Source organism: Vreelandella halophila (assembly GCF_019903425.1).
GTDB lineage: Bacteria > Pseudomonadota > Gammaproteobacteria > Pseudomonadales > Oleiphilaceae > Halospina > Halospina halophila.
Map to the genome: position 1 here is coordinate 647,205 of NZ_JACHUZ010000013.1, position 18,810 is coordinate 666,014.

At 65.2% G+C, this 18,810-nt stretch carries 15 protein-coding genes; 8 read left to right on the forward strand and 7 right to left on the reverse strand.

Features of this window, described 5'->3' with window-relative positions:
- Positions 1 to 22 precede the first annotated feature (22 nt).
- The 7 genes from H4I92_RS07315 to pilG form a co-directional block, all read right to left on the reverse strand.
- Positions 23 to 1,063, reverse strand: a complete 1,041-nt coding sequence (locus H4I92_RS07315; RefSeq protein WP_077529986.1) for a chemotaxis protein CheB — start codon at positions 1,061 to 1,063, stop codon at positions 23 to 25.
- Positions 1,060 to 8,133, reverse strand: a complete 7,074-nt coding sequence (locus H4I92_RS07320) for an Hpt domain-containing protein (protein WP_080506799.1) — start codon at positions 8,131 to 8,133, stop codon at positions 1,060 to 1,062. The genes H4I92_RS07315 and H4I92_RS07320 overlap by 4 nt, the downstream gene beginning before the upstream one ends.
- On the reverse strand, positions 8,117 to 9,040 hold the full coding sequence (locus H4I92_RS07325; RefSeq protein WP_077529988.1) for a CheR family methyltransferase: 924 nt from the start codon (positions 9,038 to 9,040) through the stop codon (positions 8,117 to 8,119). Before H4I92_RS07325 ends, H4I92_RS07320 begins: the two co-directional genes overlap by 17 nt.
- A 30-nt stretch (positions 9,041 to 9,070) precedes the next feature.
- Positions 9,071 to 11,203, reverse strand: a complete 2,133-nt coding sequence (locus H4I92_RS07330; RefSeq protein WP_077529989.1) for a methyl-accepting chemotaxis protein — start codon at positions 11,201 to 11,203, stop codon at positions 9,071 to 9,073.
- Positions 11,204 to 11,272: 69 nt separating this feature from the next.
- Positions 11,273 to 11,833, reverse strand: a complete 561-nt coding sequence (locus H4I92_RS07335; RefSeq protein ID WP_077529990.1) for a chemotaxis protein CheW — start codon at positions 11,831 to 11,833, stop codon at positions 11,273 to 11,275.
- 13 nt (positions 11,834 to 11,846) lie between these two features.
- A complete protein-coding gene (gene pilH / locus H4I92_RS07340) occupies positions 11,847 to 12,209 on the reverse strand; it encodes a twitching motility response regulator PilH (protein WP_077529991.1) in 363 nt (120 codons plus the stop codon).
- A gap of 47 nt (positions 12,210 to 12,256) precedes the next feature.
- Positions 12,257 to 12,649, reverse strand: a complete 393-nt coding sequence (gene pilG / locus H4I92_RS07345) for a twitching motility response regulator PilG (RefSeq protein WP_077529992.1) — start codon at positions 12,647 to 12,649, stop codon at positions 12,257 to 12,259.
- Between the two features lie 329 nt (positions 12,650 to 12,978).
- Between pilG and gshB the strand changes: the two genes are divergently transcribed.
- Genes gshB through H4I92_RS07385 form a run of 8 tightly spaced genes read left to right on the forward strand, consistent with a single transcriptional unit; the run spans position 12,979 to position 18,810 of the window.
- Positions 12,979 to 13,941 (forward strand): glutathione synthase, encoded by a 963-nt coding sequence (gshB, locus tag H4I92_RS07350; protein WP_077529993.1) that lies wholly within the window; start codon positions 12,979 to 12,981, stop codon positions 13,939 to 13,941.
- An 11-nt stretch (positions 13,942 to 13,952) separates the two neighbouring features.
- Positions 13,953 to 14,822: an energy transducer TonB gene (locus tag H4I92_RS17055; protein ID WP_077529994.1), complete on the forward strand. Its 870-nt coding sequence runs from the start codon at positions 13,953 to 13,955 to the stop codon at positions 14,820 to 14,822.
- 41 nt (positions 14,823 to 14,863) lie between these two features.
- On the forward strand, positions 14,864 to 15,421 hold the full coding sequence (locus H4I92_RS07360) for a YqgE/AlgH family protein (protein WP_179105646.1): 558 nt from the start codon (positions 14,864 to 14,866) through the stop codon (positions 15,419 to 15,421).
- Entirely contained in the window at positions 15,414 to 15,839 is a 426-nt protein-coding gene (gene ruvX, locus H4I92_RS07365; RefSeq protein WP_077529995.1) for a Holliday junction resolvase RuvX, read from the forward strand. Before H4I92_RS07360 ends, ruvX begins: the two co-directional genes overlap by 8 nt.
- A 14-nt stretch (positions 15,840 to 15,853) precedes the next feature.
- Positions 15,854 to 16,357, forward strand: a complete 504-nt coding sequence (pyrR, locus tag H4I92_RS07370) for a bifunctional pyr operon transcriptional regulator/uracil phosphoribosyltransferase PyrR (RefSeq protein WP_281247513.1) — start codon at positions 15,854 to 15,856, stop codon at positions 16,355 to 16,357.
- Positions 16,350 to 17,357, forward strand: coding sequence for an aspartate carbamoyltransferase catalytic subunit (locus H4I92_RS07375; RefSeq protein WP_077529996.1), 1,008 nt, complete (start codon positions 16,350 to 16,352; stop codon positions 17,355 to 17,357). The genes pyrR and H4I92_RS07375 overlap by 8 nt, the downstream gene beginning before the upstream one ends.
- The gene (locus H4I92_RS07380) at positions 17,354 to 18,643 is read left to right on the forward strand and encodes a dihydroorotase (RefSeq protein WP_218668166.1); all 1,290 of its coding nucleotides are present in this window, start codon (positions 17,354 to 17,356) and stop codon (positions 18,641 to 18,643) included. The genes H4I92_RS07375 and H4I92_RS07380 overlap by 4 nt, the downstream gene beginning before the upstream one ends.
- Entirely contained in the window at positions 18,640 to 18,810 is a 171-nt protein-coding gene (locus tag H4I92_RS07385; RefSeq protein WP_179105647.1) for a hypothetical protein, read from the forward strand. The genes H4I92_RS07380 and H4I92_RS07385 overlap by 4 nt, the downstream gene beginning before the upstream one ends.

The window sequence follows — 18,810 nt, forward strand, 5'->3', positions numbered from 1 at the left end:
GATGGGTTCCTTGCAGGTCGAATCAGGCTGAATGGTATCGCGAGCGGCCGGCCAGCAGGGTCTGTTCCTCAAGCACGCGCAGCAGCCGTGTCGCCAGCTCGCGGGGATCACCCTGGAAATCCGCCGTGCCGGTGGCCTGGACCGATTCCGGCATGGCCGGGCTGGCGCAGCTATCCGGGCGCTGCACCCAGATGTGGCCGCCCGCCTGGTGGAGCGCCGGTGCGGCCAGGGCGCCGTCGTTGCCCATGCCGCTGAAGATGATGCTGTGACAGTGGCCGCTGTGAACCCGGGCGATATTGGTCATCACCTGGTCGATGGAGGGGCCGTAGGGGCCGGACCAGGGTTCGTCGCGGAGCTGGATCCGGGCCTCCGCGTCCAGCCAGAATTCCTGTTCCACGGGCACCTGCAGGATTTCACCGCACCGCAGTGTGCGATCCTGTTCGGCGGTGACCAGGGACCATTCCGAGTCGCGGGTCAGCACCCGGCTGAGCACGCTGCTGAAATGGGCATCGATGTGCTGGGCGTAGACGAAGGCAATGGGCAGACGGCCGGGCAGGGCATCGAGGAATGCCTTGACGGCGGCCGGGCCACCCAGTGATGCCCCCAGAATCCAGATTTCCCGGGCGGGGTCGTCTTCCCCCGCGGGTCCCAGCCAGTTGGGCATGGGCAGGCGTTCCCGGGTTTCCGGTTGCACCGCCAGCGCATCCAGGCTGCCTTCATCCTCAAGCGCTTCCAGGCGCCCCAGTTGGTCCTCCAGTTTGGCGACCAGGCGCCGCTCCCAGCGCACGTATTCCTGGCGGCCGGGCTCCGGTGCAGCCCCCGGCCCGAACAGCATGGGCTGTTCCTCCTCCGCCAGCAGCGCCTCGACCAGCTCTGGGTATTCCTCCTCATCAGTGAGCTCCACCAGACAGAGGTCCGCCTCGGGGGCCTGATCCAGGGCGGCAAAACGCTCCGGGTCCCCGATGAATGCAACGGGCAGGCCGTGCCGGTCCAGCGCCTGCTGCAAACGGTGACGCTGGAGCACGTCGTCGGCGATGACGGTCACGCCCCTGTCCGTGCTCATTGCTCCGCTCCGACGCTTGCATGCTCCATGATGGTGTCCAGCAGCTCCTGCTCCTGGAACGGCTTGCCGAGGTAGTGGTTGACGCCAATGGCCTCGGCCCGCTCCCGGTGCTTATCACCGGTCCGAGAGGTGATCATGATGATGGGCACGTCGTTGAGCTTGCTGTCATGCCGGATGAAGCTGGCCACCTCGAAGCCGTCCATGCGCGGCATCTCGATGTCCAGCAGGACGATATCCGGACGCCGGTCTTGGAGCTGGCCGACGGCGTCGAGCCCGTCCTTGGCCAGCAGCGCCTCCATGCCGTGGCGCTCCAGCAGGCGCGAGGTGACCTTGCGGACCGTGACCGAGTCGTCCACCACCATGACCTGGGTGGGCCGCTGCTCGCGAGGGGTCTCGCGGGTCTCGACCTGGGCCAGCATGCGCTGACGCTGGGCCAGGATGTCGCCACGGATCATGGCCGGGAGGTCGAGGATCACCACCACGTTGCCGTCGCCCAGAATGGTGGCGCCGGAGACGCCACGCACGCTGCCGAACTGCTGTCCCAGGGATTTTACCACGATCTCGCGGCTGCCCATGAGGCTGTCGACCTGCAGGGCCATGGGCTGGTCGGCCCCGCGCACCAGCATCACTGGGAGCGGCAGGGCCTGGCCCTGGAGCTTGGGCTGGCTCTCGGAGTTGAGCAGCGCGCCCAGGTACTGCAGGCGGTACTGCTGGCCGGCGTATTCGTACAGGGGGGCGTCGGGCTGGTAGTACTCCTCCAGCTCGTAAGTGGAGACCCGCACGATGCCCTCGATGGTGTTCAGCGGAATGGCGTAGTAGTCCTCGCCGATGGTGACCATCAGCGCCCGGTTCACCGAGACGGTGAACGGCAGCCGTACGGTGAAGATGGTGCCCGTTCCCAGGGTGGAGTCGATGTCCAGGCTGCCGCCGAGCTGCTTGATCTCGCTTGCGACCACATCCATGCCCACACCGCGCCCGGAGATCTGGGTCACGGAAGCGGCGGTGGAGAAGCCGGGCTGCAGGATGAACTGCAGGATCTCGTGGTCGGTCAGGTCCTCGCCGCTGTCGAGCAGGCCCTGCTTGATGGCTTTCTGGCGGACCTTCTCGGTATCGATCCCGCCGCCGTCGTCTTTCAGACGCAGCACCACTTCGCCACCCTCGCGGTTGAGATCCAGGCGCACGTTGCCGGTGGCGGGCTTGCCGGCCTGCTCACGCTCGCCAGCATCCTCGATGCCGTGGTCGATGGCGTTGCGCAGCATGTGCTCCAGTGGCGCCACCATCCGGTCGAGTACCGTCCGGTCCAGCTCGCCCTCGGCGTTGTTCACCTCGAAGTGGGCCTTCTTGCCGGTTTCGCCGGAGATCTGGCGCACGATCCGGCGCAGGCGCGGCACCATGGAGGAGAAGGGCACCATGCGCGTCTTCATGAGCCCCTCCTGGAGCTCGGTGTTGGTGCGCTGTTGCTGCAGCAGCAGGGTCTCGGCATCGCGCACCTTGTCACTCATGGTTTCGCGCAGATCAGCAAGGTCCGAGGCGGATTCCGACAGGGCCCGGGAAAGCTGCTGGATGGATGAGTAGCGGTCCATTTCCAGCGGGTCGAAGTCCTGCTCGTAGTCCGGACCGAACTCCTGTTCGGCGCGATGCAGGATCTGGGCCTCGGTCTCGATCTCCATCCGCCGCAGCTGCTCGCGCAGGCGGTCGGTGGTGGCGGCCATTTCGTCCAGCGTGTGGCTGAAGTCGCTGATCTGCTGTTCCAGCCGGCCACGGGTGATGCTGGTCTCGCCAGCGAGGTTGACCATCTCGTCCATGAGCTGGGCGTTGACCCGCAGGGTCTCCTGGGCACTGCGGGCCAGCTCCGCCCGGCGCTGGTCGCGCGCCTGCTGCTGGGGCTGGGTTTCCTGGGCGGCGGGATCCGGTTCCGGCGTGGTCTGTGCCTCGGGCTGCGTGGGCTCCTGCGGCGACTCAGCGGTTCCCGCGGGTGTTTCCGGCTCCTGTGCCGGCGGGGCTTCGGCCGCCGCTTCGGGCCGCTCTTCCCCGGCATCCCCCTGCCAGGTGCGGCGGACCTGTTCCACGCGGCTGATGATCTCGTCGTGGAGGCCGTGGATTTCCTCCCACTGGGCTTCCGAGGGCTGGTTGCCTTCGGATTCAATGCGCGAGAGCAGGCTCTCGAAACGGTGGGCCTTTTCACCCAGGGTGGTCAGTTCGGCCAGCCGGGCTCCGCCCTTGATGGTGTGAAGGGCGCGCTGCGCCTCCTGGCTATGGGTGGCTTCGTCGCCGTCCTCGGCTCTCTGCCAGGCGGCCAGGGTGTGATCCAGGGTGTCCACCAGCTCGCCGGCTTCCTCCAGGAAGATCTCGAGGACTTCCGGATCCACGTTGCTGGGGTCGTCTTCCGCGTCGTCGCCCGCTGTGGCCTCGCTGGCTTCCGCACCGGGCGCAACGGCCTCCAGTGGTTCACCGGCCTCGACACGGTCCAGCATTCCGCCCAGACGGGTCAGGCTCTGCTGGCTGAAGCTCAGGGCCTGGTGGCTGTCGCCGGCGCCTTCGATGACGCTGTCGAGGGTGCTTTCCCAGGTATCCGCGAGCTCCGCAATGGGTTCGAGCTCGGACAGGCGGGCGCCGCCCTTGAGGGTGTGGAGCTCTTCGCGCATCCGCGCCATGGGCTCACCCTGTTCGGGGTCGCTTTCCCAGTCCTGGACGGCCTGCTCAAGGGCATTCTCGATCTCGCGGGCCTCGTCCAGGAAAAGGACACTGAGTTCACTCTCGGGCGCGCTTGTGGGCTCCGCTTCGGGTTCGGCGGTGGTTTCCGCCTGCGGTTCTGATGCCTGCTCTGATGTTTCGGACTCGGGCTCTTTGGCTTCGGTCTCCGCCGCCGGGGGAGCTGTTTCGCCGCGCATCAGGGCCTGCACCCTTTCGATCAGTTCGTCCGCCGGTTCACAGGGCTGGAAGGCACTGGTCTGATCCACCATGCGTGCCAGCGCGTCATGGCAGGCGAGAAGGGTGTCGCCGGTGGCCTCCCCCAGCGCCAGACGGCCTTGGGCCACGCGTTCGAACAGGTCCTCCAGTGAGTGCGACAGGTCCGCAATGGGCGCGATTTCGGCCATTCTGGCGCCGCCCTTGAGGGTATGCAGCTCGCGCTGGAGCGTTTTGGCCAGCTCGGTGTTGTCCGGTTCCGAGATGTACTGGTGCAGGGCCTCGCCGGTGCTGTCGATCAGTTCATGGGCTTCCTCGAGGAAGATTTCCGCCAGCTCCGGATCGATATCCGCGCTGGCTTCTTCTGCTTCTGCGCTCCCGGTCCCATGCTGTTCTACAGGCTCAGGCTCAGCTTCGATGTCTTCGTCCAGGGCTTCGTCCATGGACGCCAGGTCACCGCCAAAGCGTTCCTCGAAGACCTGCTGCTCGGCGTCACTTCGAGCCTGACGCAGGTCGGCAGCCTGTTCGTTGAGGCGGGTGACGAGGCCGGCCGGGGATTCGGTGGCGAGCCCGGCAGCCAGCTGGTCCATGAGGTTGATCATGGCCTCGTGAGCTTCCCGCAGTAGCGGCGTCAGCCGATCCACGGGCAGATCCGTGGTTTCGATGACTTCCTCGTAGAGGTGCTGCAGCGCCCCGGCGAGTTCACTGACGTGCTGCACCTGGGCGCGGTCGGCACTGGCGCTGAGCGTGCCCAGGCTGTCGATCAGGGCCTGCAGGGGTGCTTCGCCGGTGTTGCCTTCCAGCCATTCTTCCAGGGTCTGATCGGCGTCGAGCAGCTGTTCAATGCCTTCATTGAGGAAGATGCTGATCAGGCTGTTGTCGCTGGCCGCGCCGGTCTCGGGCGTGGTGGTGCCGGCCGGGGGTGCCTCGTCGGGATAACGCTCCTGGTGCAGGGTGCGCAGATCGGCCAGGAACTCATCCGTCCCTTCAAGGGTGGTTAGGGGGTCGCTGGTCAGATGCTCCAGCCCCGCGTGTACGAAATCGCGCACCCGCCGGATGAGGCCGATCACCTTGGGGTCGGCCGGGTCGCCCGCCGCCCGCGCCCGTTTGACGAACTTCTCCATGGGGGCTGTGACCCGGGCGATGGGCTCGATGCCGGCGGTGTGTGCGCTGCCCTTGAGAGTATGCAGCGCGCGGGAAAGGTCGTCGGTATAGTCCGTTGTCTCCTGACCTTCGGCGTTCGCGAGGAAGTCGTTCAGTGAATCCAGGTGGCTGTCGGCCTCGGAACGGAAGATGTCCATGAGCATCGGGTCGAGCTCAGAATCCGCGGTTTTGTCCACGTCCTCCGGCGCTGCCTCGGGAGGCTGGGTTCCAGGCTCGGCCTCCGGCATGGGCTCGGCGTCCAGAACCTCGCCACGGGCCAGGGCATTGGCACGCTCCTCAAGCCGTGCTGTGTCCAGGGAGGGTGCACGCTGGTGGCGGAAGTCTTCCACAAGGGTGGGGATGGCATCGGTCACCTGCTGCAGCACTGATGCCATGTCATCGCTCATGAAAAGAGTACCGTCGAGGATGCGGTTGAGAGCATTTTCCACCGCCCAGGCCAACTCGCCGATGCGTTGCGCCTCCACCATGCGCCCGCTGCCCTTGAGGGTATGGAAAGCCCGGCGGACCTCGGTGAGCGCGTTGGTATTCTCGTAGCTTTCCAGCAGCCGCGGCAGGTATTCATGGATGGTTTCCAGAACTTCCTCCGCCTCCTCGATGAAGATGTCGAGGATCTCCTGGTCTACAAGCGGCTCGTCGGCGGTTTCCGTCTCGGTCTCCGGAGCCGGCGCGGCGTTTGTTTCAGCCTGCGGCTCGGGTACCGTGTGGCCGCCTTTGGGTTCAGGTTCTGATTCAGGTTCGGGTCCTGCCGACGTTTCAGGCTCTTCGCGTACAGCGCGTTCCGAGTCCGTATCCTCGGGCTCTTCGGCGTTGCGGCTATCCGCAAGGCCGTGCGCCTCGGTCATGAGATCGTCCACGTTGCCTTTGGTTTCACCATCGCGGAAGGACTGGATCAGACCCGGGAGTCGCTCGATCACCCGGTCGAGCAGGTTCATGATGCGTTCGGCGGGTTGGATGGAGCGGTCGAGGACACGGTTCAGAAGATTCTCGACCGACCAGGCCAGCTCACCGATGCTGGTTGCGCCCACGAGGCGGCCGCTGCCCTTGAGGGTATGGAAGGCGCGGCGTACTTCGCCGAGCGCCTGATGGTTGTCGTGGTCGGCCCGGAAGGTCGGGTAGTGCTGCTGGATGGTCTCCAGCACCTCGTCGGCCTCTTCCCCAAAGATCTCAAGGATATCGTCATCCAGCAGCTCGGAATCGCGTTCCTTGAGCGGTTCCGCGGTCGCGGCGGCAGCGCTGTCGGCGGGCGCCGTCTGGGTGGCTTCATCAGCTTCCGGTTCGGGGGCCTGCCAGGTGGGTTCGCGCCCGGGCGGGAACCCAAGGCTTTCCAGCCGCTCCTCGGCCATGGCCAGGATGGCATCGTTGTCGTCGATGCCCTCCATCAGCCGCTCAAGGTGGTATTCGATGCTGGTGATGGCGTCCGCGAGGGTATCGAGCTGCTCCCAGTTGGGGGTCCAGACGCCGTCGATCAGTACGTCCTGGATGAAGCGCTCGCAGGCTGCCAGCGCGGTGGCGGTGCGCTCCAGCGGGATCAGGTGCAGACTACCGCGGATGCTGTAGAGCAGTTCCGGCACGCCACTGATGGCCTCAGTATTCCACTGGGAGGCAATGAAGTTGACCACTCCCGTCTTCACCTGCTCCAGCGCGTTGCGGGATTCGCGCAGCACCGCGCTGCCCGCCTCGGTGGCCTGGAGACCGGTTATCCGGTGGGCGTCTTCGCCGCTGCCGGTGGGCTGCTGGTCCTCCTGAGCGCCGTCGTGGTCAGAAAGTCCGGAAATGGAGGCTTCCACATAGAGCAGTGCCCCGGCGATGTCCATCAGGGTACCGTCGTCCACGGTATTCGTGCTGGCTGCCAGCTGGTTGACCCGATCGATCTGGTCGTTGATGACTCGCTGGCTGGTGCCCTGGCGCAGCATGGCGAGGGTGTTGGCCACCTGCCGGAGCCCCGGCAGCAGTTCCGCAAGATCGGCATTGCTGCGCTGATGGGCACGCACGAACAGGTCGAGCCGGTCCTTGATGGTGTTGAGTTCCTCGGTGAGCACATCCACTACGGAGGCCATGGCTGCCCGCGCCGGCGCCTGGCTCTGGCCGTGATCGCCGGTGTCGTCCGGGAGGGCTTCGCGCAGGCGGTAGCGCTCCACCATGGTGCTGACGCGTTCGCTCTCGCAGTCCGCGCCACGGGCGACGTAATAGAGCAGGTTCTTGAGGGTGTCCTCGGGCACGGACTGACTGAGGGTGGTGTCGCTTTCGCTGATCAGCCGTTCCAGTTCGCCATCGAGATCGCTGATCAGGGCCAGGGTGGCTGCGCCCATGGCGTTGTGGCCGGAATTCAGGGTATCAACGAGGGCGCCCGCGGCCTGCCAGATCTCACCCTGGGGGGTTCTCTGGCAGAGCTTGATCAGGCGGGTGATGACCTTGTCGAGGTAATCCAGGTGTGTATCCACATCCACGCCGCGCTCCAGCCCCGCGCGGGCGAACTGGAACATCTGCTGGAGCTTGCGCACCTTGTCGAGCACGCCGGAGGCGGTGAGGCGCTGGTTGGCCTGGGCCGGAGCCTCGAAACGTGCGGGGCTCAGGTCCGGGTTGAACAGGGCGCTGGCGGAGAGGAAGGTTTCGCCGCGCGCGGCCCGCAGTTCATTGAGCAGTGGCAGCAGCCGCAGCGGCACATCCTCACTGCGGGATTGCAGGGTGCTGAGGTAATCCGGCAGTTGCAGGATGCTTTGCATCAGGCTGCCGATAGCCGTTTCGTTGTTCCCCGGCTCACGGTTGAGCAGGGCTTCAGCCAGGGCTTCCATTTCCGCCGCGACCAGGCTGGCGCCTTCGAGCTGGACCATCCGGAGCGTGCCGTGGACCTGGTGCAGATGGTTCAGGCAGAACCGGAGCTGCGCCAGATCTTCGCGGTTCTCGGCAAAGGCCTCCAGCGCTTGCTGGCTCTGTCTGAGTGTCTCCTGGATTTCACCCCTCACCCAGTGGAGGGAAAGGCTGTCATCGTGCTGGGCCATGATCACTCCGGTTGCCATGCTGGGGGTCCGACCGCTGCCAGGCGAGAACCTTGCGGGCTGCCACAGGGGTCAGCTCCGGGTGCTGCCAGTCTGTCAGTTCGCCCTGCCCCAGGATCAGGAGTCCGCCGGGGGCGAGCAGCTCGGCCAGTCGGTTGGCGATGTCCCGCCGCCGCCAGCGGCGGAAGTAGATAAGCACATTCTGGCAGAAAATAATGTCAATGCCGTGCATGGGTGCGTGTCGCAGTTCAAGAATATTGAGCTGTGAGAAGCTGACCCGTTTCCTGAGCTCCGGGATCACGGAAACACTGTTGTCCGCCAGGGTCTCGAAATAGTGTGACTGCCAGTAAGGGTCCGTGCCCGCCAACCGTCTAGGTCCGTAAACACCGCGGCGAGCCTTCTCCAGCGCTACCAGGCTGATGTCAGTACCAGTGACGCCGAAATAGCGGCGCCCCGGGGCTTCACTGGCCGCCTGGTGCAGGATCATGGCCAGGGTGTAGGCTTCCTCTCCGGTGGCACAGCCCAGACTCCAGGCCTCAAGTGTTCTGCAGTCCTGTTCCCGGTAACGGTCACGGGCGTAACCGGCAACCAGCACAAAAGCGTCCCCATCGCGGAAGAAGCGCGTTTCCTGGACGGTCAGCCGGTCGACCAGGGTCGCCCATTCGGCAATGGCTCCAGGCCCGTACATGACCTTCTCGTAGTAGGCCTGGTAGCTGGGGAACCCGAGTTCCCGGACCCGGGTTCCCACATTGGCCTCCAGGAAAGAGCGCCGCCCGGAGGTGAGTGTCATGCCGGTACGCGACTCAAGCAGGTCCCGCCATTGCTCGAACTGGGCGTCATCCATGGCCATACCCGGGGCGAAGCCGGGCATGGCCGCTGTGGATGGATTGTCGTTTTCAGCATTGACCATGGTACGCCCGCACCTGAGCGGTGGTTCTGATTAACGGACTGTCGGGACATCCTGGTCGCTGTCATCTCCATCATCCATGGAATCATTCTGTTCGGGAGCCTGCGGGATTTCCTGCGCAGGCTGTTCGTCCTCAACCTCGCCGGCCGTCTCCGGCAGCTTGAAGCCGGCTACGGACTCACGCAGCTCGGCGGCCATCGCCGCCAGGTTGCCGATGGATTCGGCGGTCTGATTGGTGCCCGAAGAGGTCTGCGAGGTGATCTCCTGGATCACGTTCATGGTGTTCGAGATGTGGGCCGCCGAGGACGACTGCTGGCGCGCCGCGTTGGAAATGTTCTGGATCAGTTCCGCCAGGTTGGTGGATACGTTCTCGATCTCCTCCAGCGCCACGCCGGCGTCCTGGGCCAGGCGGGCACCACGGACCACCTCGGAGGTGGTGTGTTCCATGGAGATCACGGCCTCGTTGGTGTCCGACTGGATCGTCTTGACCAGGGCTTCGATCTGCTTGGTAGCCGCCGAGGAACGCTCCGCCAGTCGCTGGACCTCGTCCGCGACCACCGCGAAGCCGCGTCCCGCGTCCCCGGCCATGGAGGCCTGGATGGCGGCGTTCAGCGACAGGATGTTGGTCTGGTCGGCGATGTCGTTGATCAGCGAGACGATGTCGCCGATCTCCTGGGAGGATTCACCCAGGCGCTTGATCCGTTTGGAGGTTTCCTGGATCTGCTCGCGGATGTCGTCCATGCCCTTGATGGTGTTCTGAACCACCTCGGCGCCCTTCTTGGCGATGGATACCGAGCGCTCGGCAACCGAGGAGGATTCGGAGGCGTTGGACGACACCTGATCGATGGAGACTGCCATTTCGTTCACGGCCGCCGAGGCACCGGCAATCTCCTGGGCCTGGTGCTCCGAGGCCTCGGCCAGCTGTTTGGCCGTGGCCTGGGTCTGCTCGGCAGAGGAGGCCACATTCACGGCCGTATCGCGGATTGACTGCACCAGGGTCCGCATCTGGTCGATGGCGTAGTTGATGGAGTCGGCGATGGCGCCGGTGAAGTCCTCGGTGACCGTGGCCTCCGTCGTCAGGTCACCATCCGCCAGGTCGGCCAGTTCGTCCAGCAGTCGCAGGATGGCGTTCTGGTTCTGTTCGTTCTGCTCCTGAGTTTCGCGCAGGCGGCGCTGGGATGCCTGATAGAGGGCTACACCGATGGCGATGATGTTGGCCAGGATGGCGAGCAGAATCACGTAGGCCCACAGCGGCGTGACGAGGTGGCTACGGTTCTGGACCAGGGAGACCAGCTCCGAGGTTTCGCTCAGCAGTTCAGGGCTCTGGTTGAAGATGGTGTTGGCGGATTCCCGCGCCTGGAACAGATCCGGGGAGAAATTGAGGATCCGATCGACGTTTTCGTCCACCACGCTGAAGAGTTCGTTCTCAACGTACTCAAGGATGAACTGCGCATCCGGATCCTCCAGTGCGCTCACATCCATGGATTCGTCGCCACGCAGCTGGGCATTGAGCACCCGGCCGAAGCGCTGGGCGTCCTGGCCGAACTGGTTGGCGGCCACCACCGCGTCCTCGTCACCGCTGAGGATATTGTTCACGCTCCGGGCGATACGTTCAGCGAGAAGCGACTGGCGCTGGGCCAGCGAGATCTGCTGGGGGGCCGCCTCGGTGTTGATGAGGATGTCCACCACGTCCTCGTATTCCACCTGCAGGTCCGGAATGATGCTGTTGAGCTCGCCCGCCACCTGGTGAAGCTCCAGAACGGCACCGCGGGTGGCGAGGATCTCATCCGCGTTGGTGCGCACCTCGTTCCAGCGTTGCTGTACCTCGGTTTCCCCAGTGAGCTCGAGCGGGCGCAGGCCAGTGTCCGGATTGCCTTCGCGCAGATAGCCCCAGAGTTCATCAAAACGGTCGCGGGAGCTCTGGAGCTGGTCGAAAGCCGCCTCGGTGCCGCCGGCCGCCTCGGTGGCATTCTTGGCGATCTCCTGGGAGAGCACCCGGAGGTCACCCGCGTAGTCGATGTACTGGGCATCATGGCTGCTGTTGCGGTTGATCAGGAACAGCACCACCACCAGCGCAATGGTCAGCACCCCGAGCAGACCAATCAGCCCAACAATGGGCCGGTTGGCGCTCTGCGCTGAGATGAATTTTCCGGCACGGTTCTGCATTTTCGGCTCCTGGCCTGTCACTCTGACTGATGTTTTTGATTGATGGATTCGGTGGCTATCACACGCGCACTACCAGTGCGCCACATCCAGAAACTGTTCATTCTCGGCCAGCGCCAGTGTGGAAAACACGTTCCACACCTCGTCACTGCGCTGGTAAGCCCCCCGCAGGAAGGGTTTCACCGCCGCGGGAGGATCCTCCGGGTCCGGCACATGGCTGTCGACGCTGAAATACTGCATTCCGAGCACGTCATCAACCACCAGCCCACTGAACAGGTTGCCCTGTTCGATGACCAGCACCCGGCGCTCACGCAGGGTGCCAGTGGGCCTGGGAAGGCCAAAGAAGACGGCGAGATCAATGATCGGGAGCAGTCGGCCGCGGACGTTGGCGACCCCGAGCATGAACGTGCGGACACCGGGGACCGGAGTGAATCGGGGTACATCCAGGATTTCGACCACCTCACCCATGGGCGCCACATACCGCTGGCCGGCCAGGGTGAACCCGATGCCGCTGAACAATTCAACCGCTTCTTCCTGCTTGGGCAGGCCGGCGGCCTGTTCAAGACTGCGTTGGGCGATATCCGTAAGGACGCTGAACGGATCGACTTCAGGGGAGGTGGCCTGCGCGGACATCCGGAGCTCCCGTTCAGCTCAGCAGGTCGTCGATGGTCTTGAGCAGCTCGTCCTCGGGCACCGGCTTCACCAGATAGCCGCGGGCGCCCTGACGAGTGCCCCAGACACGGTCCGTTTCCTGGTCCTTGGTGGTCACGATGACCACCGGGATGTGCTGGGTTTCCGAGCTGCGGGTCAGCTGACGGGTTGCCTGGAAGCCGTTCAGCCCGGGCATAACCACGTCCATCAGGACCAGATCCGGCTGTTCCGAACGGGCGATGGCGACGCCGTCGGAGCCGTTATCGGCACTGAGCGCTTCGTGGCCGTTTTTGGTCAGCAGTCCGGAGATCTTCTTCACCTCTGTGGGTGAGTCGTCAACGATCAGGATGCGAGCCATGGGTTCCTCTACTCTGGGTCGTCAAATGATGGGTCATGCCGTCGCGGTTATTCCTGGCGTGCGGGCATGTGGTCGCGGATGGTGCCGAGCAGTTCATCCTTGCTGAAGGGCTTCGTCAGGTACTGGTCTGAACCCACGATGCGGCCCTTGGCCTTGTCGAAGAGGCCGTCCTTGCTCGAAAGCATGATCACGGGTGTCTGCTTGAAGGCATCGTTGTTCTTGATCAGGGCGCAGGTCTGATAGCCGTCGAGCCGCGGCATCATGATGTCCACAAAGATGATGTCCGGCTGGGAGTCCGCGATCTTGGCGAGTGCGTCAAAACCATCGGTGGCAGTGATGACTTCGCAGCCCACTTTCTTGAGAAGGGTTTCAGCGGTGCGACGGATGGTCTTACTGTCGTCGATCACCATGACTTTGAGGTTTTCGAAGTTCTCGTCCATTGTCCAAAAGCCCTGCGCTGGAGATAGAGATCGTTATTGTCGTCGGCGCCCCGGATGGCGTTCCGTGCCCGTGCTTCAGCAATGAGGCGCCGTTTTAACATAGATCCCGTGCGTGTTCTATATTGCCCTACTGTTATAGCGAACCCTGGGCCCGGCCTCCACCAGTGCCGTGTCACTGATTGTGATCAGTCTCACTGTATGGGCGCTATGCAGCAGCCTGTAAAACCCGCTTGCAGAACGGCTGCCCTTTTTCCAGCATAGCAGGTATTCTCTGGCACGCATTTCCGGCACATTGCCAGTTCGTTAATCCGTCTCCGGGAGGCCCCCTGATGAGTGTGACCCTGGGTGTGGTCATGGATCCGATCGAACGGATCAGTTTCAAGAAAGACACCACGCTGGCGCTGCTGCTGGCGGCCAGGCGCCGTGGCTGGGCTCTGCGCTATATGGAGCTGGACGATCTCTATGTGCGCGATGGCCGGGCACGGGCGCGGACGCGCGGTCTGGAGGTGTTCGACGACCCGCAGCACTGGCATGAATTCGGCGACACCCGGGACCAGGATCTGGGCGAGCTGGATGTCATCCTGATGCGCAAGGACCCGCCGGTGGACGATGCCTTCACCATGGCCACCTGGATCCTCGAGATGGCGGAAGGCCAGGGCGCGTTGGTGCTCAATCCGCCGCATACATTACGGGATTGCAACGAAAAACTCTTCGCAACGCGCTTCCCCCAGTGCATCCCGCCGCTGGTGGTTAGCCAGGACCCGCAGCGGCTGCGCGAATTCCACCGGGAGCACGGCGACGTCATCATGAAGCCCATGAACGGCATGGGCGGCAAGTCCATCTTCCGGGTGCGCCCGGACGACGAGAACCTGAGCGTCATCCTCGAGACCCTGACGGAGGAGGGCACACGCACCGCCATGGCCCAGCGTTACCTGCCCGAGATCCGCGACGGCGACAAACGCATCCTGATGATTGACGGCGGACCTCTGCCATACTCTCTTGCGCGTATCCCGGGGGCGGGCGAGAGCCGGGGCAATCTGGCCGCCGGCGGGCGCGGCGAAGGCCGCGAACTCACTGACCGGGACCGCTGGATCTGCCAGCAGGTGGGCCCGGCCCTGAAGGCGCGTGGACTGCTGTTCGTGGGCATTGACGTGATTGGCGACTACCTGACGGAAGTGAATGTGACCAGCCCCACCTGTGTGCGCGAGCTTGATCAGGCCTTTGACGATGACATCGGCGGGCGCCTGATGGACGCCATCGCCACCCGCCTGGATGCCCAGCGCGGGCTCTGAGGAGGGCAGTCGTGGCCGAGGTAACGCACGCGGACCGCCTGGGGCTGACCCTGTTCGCCGCCCTGGTGTTCCACGGGGTGCTGATCCTCGGCGTGGGGTTTGCGCCCGAAGACCCGAGTACCACGGATCCCAGCATGGACGTCACCCTGGCGACACAGCCGAGCGCCGAGGCTCCGGAGGACGCGGACTTTCTCGCCGAGGCGGATCAGAAGGGCAGTGGCGAGGCCGAATCGGTCCAGGAGATGACCACCACCGAGCCGGCCCCGCTTTCCGCCTCCGAGACGCAGCAGGCCACGCCGCCCCGGCCTGAGCCCCGACCAGAAAGCGGGGGTACCACCAACCGTGTCACCACGGAAGCCGAATCCTCCCGCGAGGTGCCGGAGGACAGCGAGGAGGACCGGGAGGCCCCGGAACGGGATAACCCCCATGAGACTCTCAGGGAACGCAGCCGGGACATCGCCAGCCTGGAGGCCCGTCTCAGCCAGCAGCAGAACCAGTACGCCAAACGCCCCAGGGTGAACCGGGTAACCTCCGTGTCCACCATGCAGGATGCCGGTGCCGCCTATGTCCGCAACTGGCAGCAGACCATTGAGCGCACGGGCAACCTCAACTATCCCGAGGAGGCGCGCCGGCGGGGCCTGCATGGTGAGGTCCGGATGCTGGTTGCCATTAACAAAGACGGCAGCCTGCGCGAGCTGGAGGTCCTGCAGTCCTCGGGATACGCGGTCCTGGACGATGCAGCCCGGCGCATCGTGCGCCAGGCAAGCCCGTTCGAGGCCTTCAGTGGACGGATGGCCAAGGAGCAGGATGTGCTTGAGATCATTCGTACCTGGTCGTTCCAGCCCCGTGGTCTCAGCGGCAGCGCCCCGGATAGGGGATAACCCCTCTTGTACGCACGCCGCAGGCAAGGAATACTGCGGCCATGAGCACGCAGCCGGCATTCTTGACCAACCAGTTTCTCATCGCTACCCCTTATCTGGCGGATCCACGCTTCGAGGGGACGCTCACCTACATCTGTGAGCACAGTGATGAGGGCGCCATGGGCCTGACCATCAACCACCCCCTGGATCTCGACCTGGGGGATCTTCTCTCGCAGCTGTCGATGGAGGGCGAGCCTCCCCATGCCCCCGTCTACCAGGGTGGGCCGGTCCAGCCCGAACGCGGCTTTGTCCTGCACCGGCCGGTGGGCCACTGGCAGAGTTCGCTGGCACTGACCGACACCCTGGCGCTGTCCACCTCCCGGGACATTCTCAGTGCCATCGCCGTGGGCGAAGGCCCGGCGGACTTCCTGATGCTGCTGGGGTATGCCGGCTGGTCGCCGGGGCAGCTGGAGGAAGAGCTGGCCGGAGACGCTTGGCTTACCTGCCCGGCGGACGAAACCATCCTGTTCGAGCGTGAGCCGGCCCAGCGCCTCAATGCCGCCCTGGAGAAACTGGGCGTGAGCCCGGGGCACCTCACCGGGGGTGTGGGGCATGCCTGAGAGTCGCAGCCTGATGGCCTTCGACTTCGGTGAGAAGTGGATCGGTGTGGCGGTGGGGCAGGAGATGCTCGGGCATGGCTCCGGCAAGGCGCGGCTGAAGGCGCGGGACGGGATCCCGGACTGGAACCAGGTGGCCGAGCTGGTCGAGACCTGGCAGCCGGACCTGTTCCTGGTGGGGCTGCCCCTGAATATGGACGGTACCGAGACCTGGCTCTGCCATCTGGCGCGCAAGTTCGCACGACGGCTCGAAGGGCGCTATCATCGCCCCGCAACCATGGTGGATGAACGCCTGACCACCCATGAGGCCAAGCAGGAATCGCTGGCACAGGGTCGGGTGCCGGATCACGCGGATGAAGGCGTGGACCGGCGCGCGGCGGAGCTGATCCTCGAGACCTGGTGCGCCTCGGCCAGTGACTGACTACAGGAGCCTCCGTGCAGGATATTGAACAGCTTCTGGACCGGATGACCGACGACCTGCGCGCGCACATCAGTGCGCGGGGTCTTTCCAGCCTGTGCCCCGTGGGCATTCGCACCGGGGGTGTCTGGGTCGCGCAGGCACTGCGCCGCCGCCTCGGCATTGAAACCGAGTGCGGCGAACTGGACATCACCTTCTACCGGGACGACTTCAGCCGTATCGGGCTCCATCCCCGGGTCAGCCCCTCGCGGCTGCCGTTCGAGACCGAGGGCCAGCACCTGCTGCTGGTGGACGACGTCATCATGAGCGGGCGCACCATCCGTGCGGCGATGAACGAGCTTTTCGATTACGGCCGGCCCGAGTCCATAACCCTGGCGGCGCTGGTGGATCTGGGCCGGCGCGAGCTGCCGATACAGCCGGACGTGACCGGCACCCACCAGAGCCTGGGAGCGCGCCAGCGCATCAAGCTGAGGGGGCCGGAGCCACTGGAACTGACGGTGGAGGAGGTGCCCGATGCCTGACAGCAGCCGCCGCCTGCAGCTGACCGCCGACGGTGAACTGCGCCACTTCCTGGCCATCGAGGGGCTGGACGAGCCCCTGCTCACCCGCATCCTGGACACCGCCGACTCCTTTATCGAGGTGGGCGAGCGCACCATCAAGAAGGTGCCGCTGCTGCGCGGGCGCACCGTCGTGAACCTGTTCTTTGAGCCCAGCACCCGCACCCGCAGCACCTTTGAACTGGCCGCCAAGCGCCTCTCGGCGGACGTGCTCAACCTGGACATCGGCACCTCCGCCACCTCCAAGGGCGAATCCCTCTCGGACACCCTGCTCAACCTGCGCGCCATGGCCAGCGACATGTTCGTGATGCGCCACTCCCAGAGCGGGGCGCCGCACTTCGTGGCCCAGTCCGTCACGCCGGACGTGGCCATCATCAACGCTGGTGACGGCCGCCATGAACACCCCACCCAGGCCATGCTCGACATGCTGACCATCCGCCAGCACATGAAGACCTTCAGTGGCCTGCGGGTGGCCATCGTCGGTGACGTCCAGCACTCGCGGGTGGCGCGCTCCCAGATCCGGGCACTGAACACCCTGGGCGTGGACGAGGTGCGGCTGATCGCGCCGGATACGCTGCTGCCCCATGAGCCCGAAGCACTGGGCGCCCGGGTCTTCCATCGCATGGAGGAGGGGCTGCGCAATGTGGATGTGATCATCATGCTGCGGCTCCAGCACGAGCGCATGGAAGGCGCCCTGCTGCCGAGCGAGAGCGAGTTCTACCGCATGTACGGCCTGACCCGTGAGAAGCTGGCCTATGCCAACCCGGGGGCGCTGGTGATGCATCCGGGGCCGATCAACCGGGGCGTGGAGATTGAGTCTGCCGTGGCGGACGGGCCCCAGTCCGTGATCCTGGGGCAGGTGACCAATGGCATCGCCGTGCGCATGGCCGTCATGTCCATGGCCATGGGTGGCCAGCTCAATGAGCGCCAGTCGGGAACCAGCGAGGGAGTGGCTTCATCGTGAAGTGGCGTGTCGACAACATTCATCCCGTCATTGATGGTGAACCATCGGCAAACCCCACCTCAGTACTGGTGGTCGATGGCCGCATCGCCGCACTCGGGGCGGATTTTTCGGGCGAACGGGTGGAACGTGAGGTGGATGGGGCCGGCCAGTGGCTGCTGCCCGGGCTTATTGACCTCAACTGCCATCTTCCGGAGCCGGGCAGTGACCGCGGTGGCAGCATCGAGAGTGAAACCCGGGCCGCCGCCCGTGGCGGCTTCACCACCGTCTGCACCACGCCGGATACCAGCCCGATCAATGATTCCGGCGCCGTAACCCATCTGATCCTGGATGTCGCCGAGCGCAACGGCCATACGCGGGTGCTGCCGGTGGGGGCGCTGACCCGGGGCCTGGAAGGCGAACGCCTGAGCGATATGGCCGGGTTGACCCGTGCCGGCTGCGTGGCGCTGGGCAATGGCGGCCACACCACCGCCAGCTCAAGGGTACTGCGCCGCTGCATGGCCTATGCCCATACCTTTGGCGTCCGGCTCTTCCTGCAGCCGGAGAACGCCTCGCTGGCCTCGGATGGCTGTGCCCATGACGGCCTCGTGGCCGCCCGCCTTGGCCTGCCTGGGATCCCCGAAGTGGCGGAGACCACCGCTGTGAACGAACTGCTGATGCTGGCGGAGGAGACCGGGGCGAACCTTCATATCGGGCCGCTCAGCTGTGCCCGCTCGGTCACCCTGGTCCGTGCCGCCAAGGAAGCCGGGCACAATGTTACTGCCGAGGTGGGTATCGCCCATCTGGAGGCAACGGAGGCGGCTATTGAGGGCTACAACGGCACCTTCCACAGCCGTCCGCCGCTGCGCACGGAAGCGGACCGGCGTGCCCTGCTCGAGGGCGTGGAAAGTGGCGTGATTGACGCCATCGTCAGCCAGCACCGGCCTTCGGACAAAGCCGCCAAGCTGGCGCCCTTCCCGGAGACCCAGCCCGGGCTCTCAACGGTGGAGTCCACGCTCTCGCTGGGGCTGGAGCGGGTCGCCGCCGGGGAACTCTCCCGCAGGGCTCTGCTGCGGGCGCTCACCTGCGGGCCGGCGCGGGTTCTGGGCCTGGAGGCGCCGACCATTGCCGAGGACCGCGTTGCGGATCTCACCCTGGTGGCGCCGGAACAGCACTGGATGCCGGCCGCCCGGAGTCTGTATTCCGCGGGCCCACACCTGCCGGTCATGGAACGGGAACTGCCCGGCGTGGTCATGCTGACGGCGGTGGATGGGCGCATCCGGCACGAGCACAAAGGAGACGGATCATGAGCTGGATCGCGACACTGCTGCTTGCCGTTATCGTCTGGCTGCTGTGGCGGATTGCCCGTAATACCGGGGATGCACTGGATCGCCAGGCCGCGATGCAGACGGAGCTGACTTCCATTGAGCGGCGGCTGGCACGGCTTGAGGCGGGGAAGGAGGAGAACCCCGGGTGA